The organism is Rhodoplanes elegans (genome assembly GCF_016653355.1).
GTDB lineage: Bacteria > Pseudomonadota > Alphaproteobacteria > Rhizobiales > Xanthobacteraceae > Rhodoplanes > Rhodoplanes elegans.
Map to the genome: position 1 here is coordinate 776 of NZ_NHSK01000166.1, position 7,666 is coordinate 8,441.

Here is a 7,666-nt window from a genome sequence, read left to right on the forward strand (position 1 = left end):
GACACCTCCGTGATGGTCGCGCCGATGCGCCGCATGGCGGCGAGCGCCCGGTCGGCGACCTCCTGGATGGCGCCGATCTGGCCCGAGATGTCCTCGGTCGCCTTGGCGGTCTGGCCGGCGAGGTTCTTCACCTCGGAGGCGACGACCGCGAAGCCCTTGCCGGCCTCGCCGGCGCGGGCCGCCTCGATCGTCGCGTTGAGGGCGAGCAGGTTGGTCTGGTTGGCGATCGCCGTGATCAGATTGACGATCTCGCCGATCTTGTGGGCCGCGTCGGTGAGGCCTTGCACGGTGGCGTCGGTCTCCTGCGTCTCGGCGACGGCGCGCTTCGCCACCGTCGCGGCGTGGCTCACCTGGCGGCTGATCTCGCCGATCGACGACGACAGCTCCTCCGAGGCGACCGCCACGGTCTGGACGTTCTGCGACGCCTCGTCCGAGGACGTCGCCGCGTCGCGGGCCTGGCCGTTGGTCTGCTCGGCGGTGGTCGTGAGCGTCTCCGAGGTGCGGCGCATCTCGCCGGCGGCGGCGCCGAGCGCGGCGAGTGCCTCGCCGATGCCGGCCTCGAAGGCCGTGATGGCCTGCTCGATCGCCTGCTGGCGATGCGCGGCATGCTCCCGGCGCGCCTGCTGCTCCGCCTCGATGCGCGCCTTCTCGAGCGCGTTCTGCTTGAAGGTGGCGAGGGCGGCGGCGAGGCTGCCGATCTCGTCCCGGCGGTCGAGATACGGCACCTCGGTCGCGAGATCGCCGTCGGCGACCTTCACCATGGCGGCCCGGATGCCCTGCAGCGGGCGGATGACGCGGCGGTTGACGATCAGGACGCCGCCGACGGCGAGCGCGAGCGCACCGACGAGCAGGGCGAGGCGGACGATCAGGTTGATGCGCGCGGCGGCGACCTGCGCGGCCGCGTGGTCGCGGGCGACGTCGAGCGCGGTCTCCGGGATCGCCGCGATCATGTCGAGGCGCGGCACCGCCTCGCTCCGCCATTCGTTCGATGCGATGGTGACGGGCTTGTCGCTGCTCAGGGCGGTGACGACGCGGTCGCGGTTGGCCGTGAAGGCGGGGTCCAAATAGGCCCGCTTCGCCGTCTCGATCGACCGGGTCACGGGTGATTGCGGCGCGAGGCCGAAGCGGATGCGCTCGAGGATGTCCCACCCGGCGGCGGCGCGGGCGATCGACTCGGCCAGCTTCTTCTGTGCGGGCGGAGCGAGGTTCTGCTTGTAGGCCAGGGCGTTCGAGAGCGTCGCCGAGATGTCGCCGAAGTCGCTGCGGATCAGCCAGCCGGCATCCTTGACCAGCATGAGCTGATCGATGACGGCGTCGCAGCCGCGGGCGATCAGGTCGAGCGACTCGCCGACGCGGGGGATGCGCTCGAGCAGCGTGTCGATGGTCGCCTGCAGGTCGCGGGCGAGGGCCGGTCGGCGCTCGGCGCGCGGCTTGCGCATCTCGGTCGCCGTCTCCTTGTCGAGCGTGGCGAGCGTGTCGGCGAGCCGCGACAGGTCGCGGACCGTCTCGTCGCGGCCGGGAAAGTCGATCGTCGGCAAGAGGCGCAGCGCGTCGTTCAGCGCCGCCGTGCCGGCGGTGCGCGCCTGCTCGATCTGGGCGAGCTCGGCCGGCGTCGCGAGGCCGTCGCCGCTGAGCGCGCGCCCCGAGCGGGACCGGTTGAGGCGAAGGTTCGCCATCGCCTTGAACAGGTCGCGCGACACCTCGGAGGCGTCGGCGAGGCGGCTCGCGGTGGCATGGCCGCGCCAGGCGTCGAAGGCGCCGCCGGCGAGGACGAGGACGATCACGGCCGCCATCACGGCGATGACGGAGGTCAGAAGGACGTTGGTCGAGACACGAGACACGACGGCGCTCCCCGAGCAGATTACCGCGGCATCCTGCGCTCTAGCCCTTAAGTGCTAGTGAAAGTTGCAGCGAGAGGAAGGCGAGGATTGTCGTCGATCTCGTCTTCGCTCAACGTCCGATAGTGTGATGCGCGGCCTTGAATACAAGGACGCGCCGGCGGGGGCCGCCGGCGCGTCTGCTCGGATCGTCGTCAGGCGCACGCGCCGCTCAGGCGGCGCGGATCTTTGTCAGGAAGCTGTCGACCTCGCCACGCAGCTTGTCGGCCTGGACGTTGAGCACCGCCGCGCTGGAGCGCACGCCACCCGCCGCGGTGCCGGTCTGATCGGCGCAATTGCGCACGCCGGCGATGTTGTCCGACAGGCTCTGGGTGCGCCGCGCCGCTTCCTGCGTGTTGCGGGTGATCTCGGCCGTCGCCGCACCCTGCTCCTCGACCGCGGCGGCGATCGAGCTCGCCACCGTGGACACCTCCGTGATGGTCGCGCCGATGCGCCGCATGGCGGCGAGCGCCCGGTCGGCGACCTCCTGGATGGCGCCGATCTGGCCCGAGATGTCCTCGGTCGCCTTGGCGGTCTGGCCGGCGAGGTTCTTCACCTCGGAGGCGACGACCGCGAAGCCCTTGCCGGCCTCGCCGGCGCGGGCCGCCTCGATCGTCGCGTTGAGGGCGAGCAGGTTGGTCTGGCTGGCGATCGCCGTGATCAAGCTGACGATCTCGCCGATTTTGTGGGCCGCGTCGGTGAGACCCTGCACGGTGGCGTCGGTCTCCTCGGTCTCGGCGACGGCGCGCTTCGCCACCACGGCGGCGTGGGTCACCTGGCGGCTGATCTCGCCGATCGACGACGACAGCTCCTCGGAGGCGGCCGCGACGGTCTGGACGTTCTGCGACGCCTCGTCCGACGAGGTCGCCGCGTCGCGCGCCTGGCCGTTGGTCTGCTCGGCCGTCGTCGTGAGCGTCTCCGAGGTGCGGCGCATCTCGCCGGCGGCCGAGCCGAGCGCCTCGAGCGCCTCGCCGATGCCGGTCTCGAATTCGGCGATGGCGGTCTCGATCGCCTGCTGGCGCTGCGCCGCGGTCTCGCGGCGGCGGCTCTGCTCCGCCTCGATGCCGGCCTTCTCGACGGCGTTCTGCTTGAAGGTGGCGAGCGCGGCGGCGAGGCTGCCGATCTCGTCCTGACGGTCGAGATAGGGCACCTCGGTCGAAAGGTCGCCGTCGGCGACCTTCACCATGGCGGTGCGGATGCCCTGCAGCGGCTGGATCACCCGGCGGCGCACCATCACGATGCCGCCGGCCGCCAGCGCGAGCGCGCCGACGAGCAGCGCGAGGCGGACGACCAGGGTGGTGCGGGCGGTCGCGACCTGCGCCTGGGCGTGATCGCTCGCCGCATCGAGGGCGGTCTCGGCCAGCGCCACGACGACCATCAGGCGCTGTGCGGCGTCCCAGGCCGACAGCGGCACGTCGAGCGGCTGACCGGAGGCGCCGGCGGCGAGCACGCGCTCGCGCAGTGCGCCGAGCTCGGGGGCGAAATAGGCGGCCTTCGCCTTCGCCATCGCGGTCGCGACCGGCGAGCCGGGCGCGAGGCCGACGGCGGCGCTCTCCAGCAGCTGCCACGCCGCCTCGGTGCGGCCGACCCGGGTGTGGACGGTCTGCACGGTCTCGGGCGGGATGCGGGTCTTGAAGGCGAGCGCGTTGCTGATCACGATCGAGATGTCGCCGCCCTCGGCGCGCACCAGCCAGGCCGCGTCCTTGATCGCCATCATCTGGTCGACGACCGCGTCCGCGTTGCGCGACTGGACCGTCAGCGTATTGCCGATCTTATCGAGCGTGCCGATCAGCGCGTTGGAGGTGGCGAGGAACTCCTTGGCGAGGCCGGGCTGGCGCTGCGCCTTCGGCTTGCCGAAGTCCTCCAGCGCCTGCTTGTCGAACGTGTCGATCGCGTCGGTCAGCCGGGCGAGATCGCCGACCAGCGCGTCGCGGCCCGCGAAGTCGATCTTCGGCAGGATGGTCAGGGTTTCGCGCAGCGCCGGCATGGCCGTGCCGCGCGACTGGGCGATGAGCTTGACTTGGCCGGGGTCCGGCATGCCGTCGGTGTTCAGCGCGCGCGCCGTGAAGGACTGCTTGACCCGCAGCGCCGCCATGGCCCGGAACATCTGCCGGGACGCATCGGCCGTGTCGGCGAGGCGGGTCGCGGTGCGATCGGTACGCCACGCCTCGAACGCCCCTGTCGCGAGGACGAGGACGATGAGCGAGGCCATGAGGGCGATGACGGAGGTGAGAAGAACGTTGGTGGACAGTCGCGACGACATAACAGGGGCACCCGTGTGTTGTGCCTGGAACTTAGTTCCTTGGGATTAAGCGGGGGTTACGTCACGGTCTTAGTGCCACCGTGCGGGCGCGGTGCGGTCGTCATGCACCAGCCGCCGACGCGAAAACACCCGCCGACGCGCGTCGGCGGGTGTTTTATGAAGGGCGTGCTGAAGGCTTGCTTCAGGCGGCGCGAATCTTTTCCAGAAAATCGTCGATCCGGTTCCGCAGGGTGTCGGACTGGGTCTTCAGGATCTCGGCGCTCGCCTTGACGCCGCCCGCCGCCGTGCCGGTCTCGCCCGCGCAGGCCTGCACGCCGGAGATGTTCTCCGACACGCTGCGCGTGCGGCGTGCCGCCTCTTGCGTGTTGCGGGTGATCTCGGCCGTCGCCGCACCCTGCTCCTCGACGGCGGCCGCGATCGAGCTCGCCACGTTCGACACCTCGCCGATCGTCGTCACGATGCGACGCATGGCGGCGAGCGCCCGGTCGGCGACCTCCTGGATGGCGCCGACCTGGCCGGAGATGTCCTCGGTCGCCTTGGCGGTCTGGCCGGCGAGGCTCTTCACCTCGGAGGCGACGACGGCGAAGCCCTTGCCGGCCTCGCCGGCACGCGCCGCCTCGATGGTGGCGTTGAGGGCGAGCAGATTGGTCTGGTTGGCGATCGCCGTGATCAGGCTGACGATCTCGCCGATCTTGTGGGCCGCGTCGGTGAGGCCCTGCACGGTCGCGTCGGTCTCCTCGGTCTCGGCGACGGCGCGCTTGGCCACCGTCGCCGCGTGGGCGACCTGCCGGCTGATCTCGTGAATCGACGACGACAGCTCCTCGGAGGCGGCCGCGACGGTCTGGACGTTCTGCGAAGCCTCGTCCGAGGAGGAGGCGGCATCGCGGGCCTGGCCGTTGGTCTGCTCGGCCGTGGCGCCGAGCGCGTCGGAGGTGCGCCGCATGTCGCCGGCGGCGCTGCCCAGCGCCCCGAGCGCCTCGCCGATGCCGGTCTCGAACGCGGTGATCGCGTCCTCGATCGTGCTCTGGCGCCGGGCGGCCTGCTCGCGCCGCTTCTCCTGCTCCTCCTCGAAGCGGGCCTTCTCGACCGCGTTCTGCTTGAAGGTGCCGAGCGCCGCGGCGAGGCTGCCGATCTCGTCCTGGCGATCGAGATAGGGCACCTCGGTCGTGAGATCCCCGTCGGCGACCTTCACCATCGCGGCCTGGATGCCCTGCAGCGGCCGGATCACCCGGCGGCCGACCATCACGATGCCGCCGCCGGCGAGGGCCAGCGCCCCGACCACGAGGCCGAGGCTGATCCACAGATTGGTGCCGGCGGCCGCGACCTGCGCCTGGGCGTGATCGCCGGCGGCGTCGAGCGCCGCCTCGGCGACCTTGGTGAGCAGCAGCAGCCGCGGCACCGAGTCGAGCGTCCACTCGCCGACCGGAAGCGTGATCGGCTGGTCGGTGGCGGCCAGCATGGCGACGATGCGGTCGCGCTTGGCGACGAAGTCGGGGCCGAGGAAGCTGTCGCGGGCGGCCCGGATGGCGACCGGCACGGGCGAGCCGGCCGGCAGGCCGATCGCGGTCGCCTCCATCATGTCGAAGCCGGACTGGACGCGGCCGATGTTGCGCTGGAGCGTGGTGAGCGCGGCGGCGTCGAGATGCTTCTTGGCGGCGAGCGCGTTGGACATCGCCACCGAGATCTCGCCGCCGTCGACCCGCACCATCCAGGCGGCGTCCTTCATGGTCATCATCTGGTCGATGAAGGCGTCGCGGCCGCGCGCCGCGGCGTCGATCGCCCGGCCGGTCTTCTCGATCACCGTGATCAGCGCCGTGGCGGTGGCGCCGAGCTCCTTGCCGAGATCGGCGCGGCGCTGCGCCTTGGGCTTCGTGACCTCGGCGGCGGCCTCCTGGTCGAGCGCCAGATAGGTCTGCGACAGCCGGCCGAACTCCTTCGTTAGCCCGTCGCGGCCGGCGAAGTCGATCGTCGGCAGCAGCCGCGACACGTTCTGCAGGGCCGGGCGGCCGGCCGTGCGCGTGTCCTCGATCTGCTTGAGCTGGGCGGCGTCGACGACGCCGTCGAAGGCGAGCGCCCGCGGGATCAGGGCGCGGCCGAGCCGCAGATTGGCGAGCGAGCGGAACAGATCGCGCGACACCTCGGCCACGTCGGCGAGGCGGTCCGCCGTCGCCTGCCGACGCCAGGCGTCGACGGCCCCGACGGCGAGGACCAGGACCACGACGGCCGACAGGAGAAGGATGACGGATTTCAGGAGAACGTTCGACGAGACGCGATGAAGCATTGGGGTCCGCTCTGCATTCGAGGCGGAAGCACTATGAAGATCGTCCCTTAATCGGCTGTGAAACGGCGCCGCGCGCGAGAGAGACTTTTGAATACCTTGTCTGTCATCCGACACGCCAGCCGAGCTAGTCGTTATAGATCGTTCTTACTAGAGGCATGTTCTTCGGCCGCGACCGCTTCGTGCGGCGCCGGCCGACGACGCCCGAGGAGCAAGACATGGCCAATCGACATCGCGGCGAGATCGAGGCCGAGCTCGGCGGCGCGCGCCGGCGCCTGGTGCTGACGCTCGGCGCGCTCGCCGAGCTGGAGAGCGCCTTCGGGGCGGACGATCTCGTCGCGCTGGCCGAGCGCTTCGCGACCGGCCGGATGGCGGCCCGCGATCTGACGCGCGTCGTCGCGGCGGGGCTTCGCGGCGCCGGGGAGAGCGTGACGGACGCGGAGGTCGCCGCCATGACGGCGCCCGGCGGCGCCATGGGCTTCGTCGCGATCGCGGCCGAGCTTCTGGCCGTGACGTTCGGCGAGCCCGCGCCCGCCACCCCCGCTCCGCCTCCGGCTCCGACTCCGGCGGCACGTGGCCGGGCAGGGGGCGACGAAAACCCTACTCCGCCGCAGGGCGCCGGCTGCCGCTGAGCGGCACGCGGCCCGGCGCGGCCCGGCGCGGCGTGCCGGCGGCGCCGTTTCCCTGGGACGAGGCGATCGGCCTCGGCCTCGGTGTCCTGCGGCTCTCTCCCGACGCCTTCTGGCGGACGACGCCGCGCGAGCTCGCGCTGGCGCTGCGGGCGCGCGGCTTCGGCCTCGCCGCCACGATCGACCGCGCCGCCCTCGACGATCTGATGAGGAGACATCCCGATGGCTGACGACCTCGACCCCTCCGGGCTCTCGCGGAGCCTCGCCGGCGACTTCGACGAGACCGAGCGACGCGCCGACGCGCTGTCGCGTCGGCTCGTCGATCTGCAGATCAACGCCAAGGCGTTCTCCTCGGCGATGTCGGGTGCCCTGGTGTCCGCCGTGTCGGGCAGCAAGCAGCTCGACGACGTGTTCAAGTCGCTGGTGCTGCGGCTCTCCGACCTGACGCTCAAGTCGGCGCTGGCGCCGCTGACCGGCGGGATCGCCAGCGGCCTGCAGAGCCTCCTCTCCAGCTTTTCGGGTGGCGGCGGGGCGGGACGGCTCGGCGTCGTCGCGGCGCACGGCGCCATAAAACCGTTCGCGGCCGGCGGCGTGATCGGCACGCCGACCTACTTTCCGC

5 protein-coding genes and 1 pseudogene are annotated in these 7,666 nt (G+C 71.7%); 3 read left to right on the plus strand and 3 right to left on the minus strand.

The genetic code is table 11. The features are described 5' to 3' along the window. From CCR97_RS32345 to CCR97_RS21010, 3 genes are all read right to left on the minus strand, one after another. A partial coding sequence (locus tag CCR97_RS32345) for a methyl-accepting chemotaxis protein (protein WP_201159810.1) occupies window positions 1–1,841 on the minus strand: 1,841 nt, incomplete at its 3' end. Between the two features lie 208 nt (window positions 1,842–2,049). Further along, the gene (locus CCR97_RS21005) at window positions 2,050–4,140 is read right to left on the minus strand and encodes a methyl-accepting chemotaxis protein (RefSeq protein ID WP_201159811.1); all 2,091 of its coding nucleotides are present in this window, start codon (window positions 4,138–4,140) and stop codon (window positions 2,050–2,052) included. A gap of 181 nt (window positions 4,141–4,321) precedes the next feature. Then, window positions 4,322–6,421, minus strand: coding sequence for a methyl-accepting chemotaxis protein (locus CCR97_RS21010; protein WP_111358335.1), 2,100 nt, complete (start codon window positions 6,419–6,421; stop codon window positions 4,322–4,324). 215 nt (window positions 6,422–6,636) lie between these two features. Here CCR97_RS21010 and CCR97_RS21015 point away from each other — a divergent pair, with 215 nt between their 5' ends. The 3 genes and pseudogenes from CCR97_RS21015 to CCR97_RS21025 form a co-directional block, all read left to right on the plus strand. After that, window positions 6,637–7,050, plus strand: a complete 414-nt coding sequence (locus CCR97_RS21015; RefSeq protein ID WP_111358338.1) for a gene transfer agent family protein — start codon at window positions 6,637–6,639, stop codon at window positions 7,048–7,050. A 32-nt stretch (window positions 7,051–7,082) separates the two neighbouring features. Then, complete coding sequence (locus tag CCR97_RS31860; protein ID WP_111358334.1) at window positions 7,083–7,277, plus strand: rcc01693 family protein; 195 nt, start codon at window positions 7,083–7,085, stop codon at window positions 7,275–7,277. After that, window positions 7,270–7,666 (plus strand): annotated as a pseudogene (locus tag CCR97_RS21025) (phage tail tape measure protein); the annotation flags it as partial. The gene CCR97_RS31860 and the pseudogene CCR97_RS21025, both read left to right, overlap by 8 nt.

Excerpts from the sequence above, each read along its gene's own strand:
- CCR97_RS21005 (WP_201159811.1), bottom strand. The coding sequence starts at position 4,140 with ATGTCGTCGCGACTGTCCACCAACGTTCTTCTCACCTCCGTCATCGCC.
- CCR97_RS21010 (WP_111358335.1), bottom strand. The coding sequence starts at position 6,421 with ATGCTTCATCGCGTCTCGTCGAACGTTCTCCTGAAATCCGTCATCCTT.
- CCR97_RS21015 (WP_111358338.1), top strand. The coding sequence starts at position 6,637 with ATGGCCAATCGACATCGCGGCGAGATCGAGGCCGAGCTCGGCGGCGCG.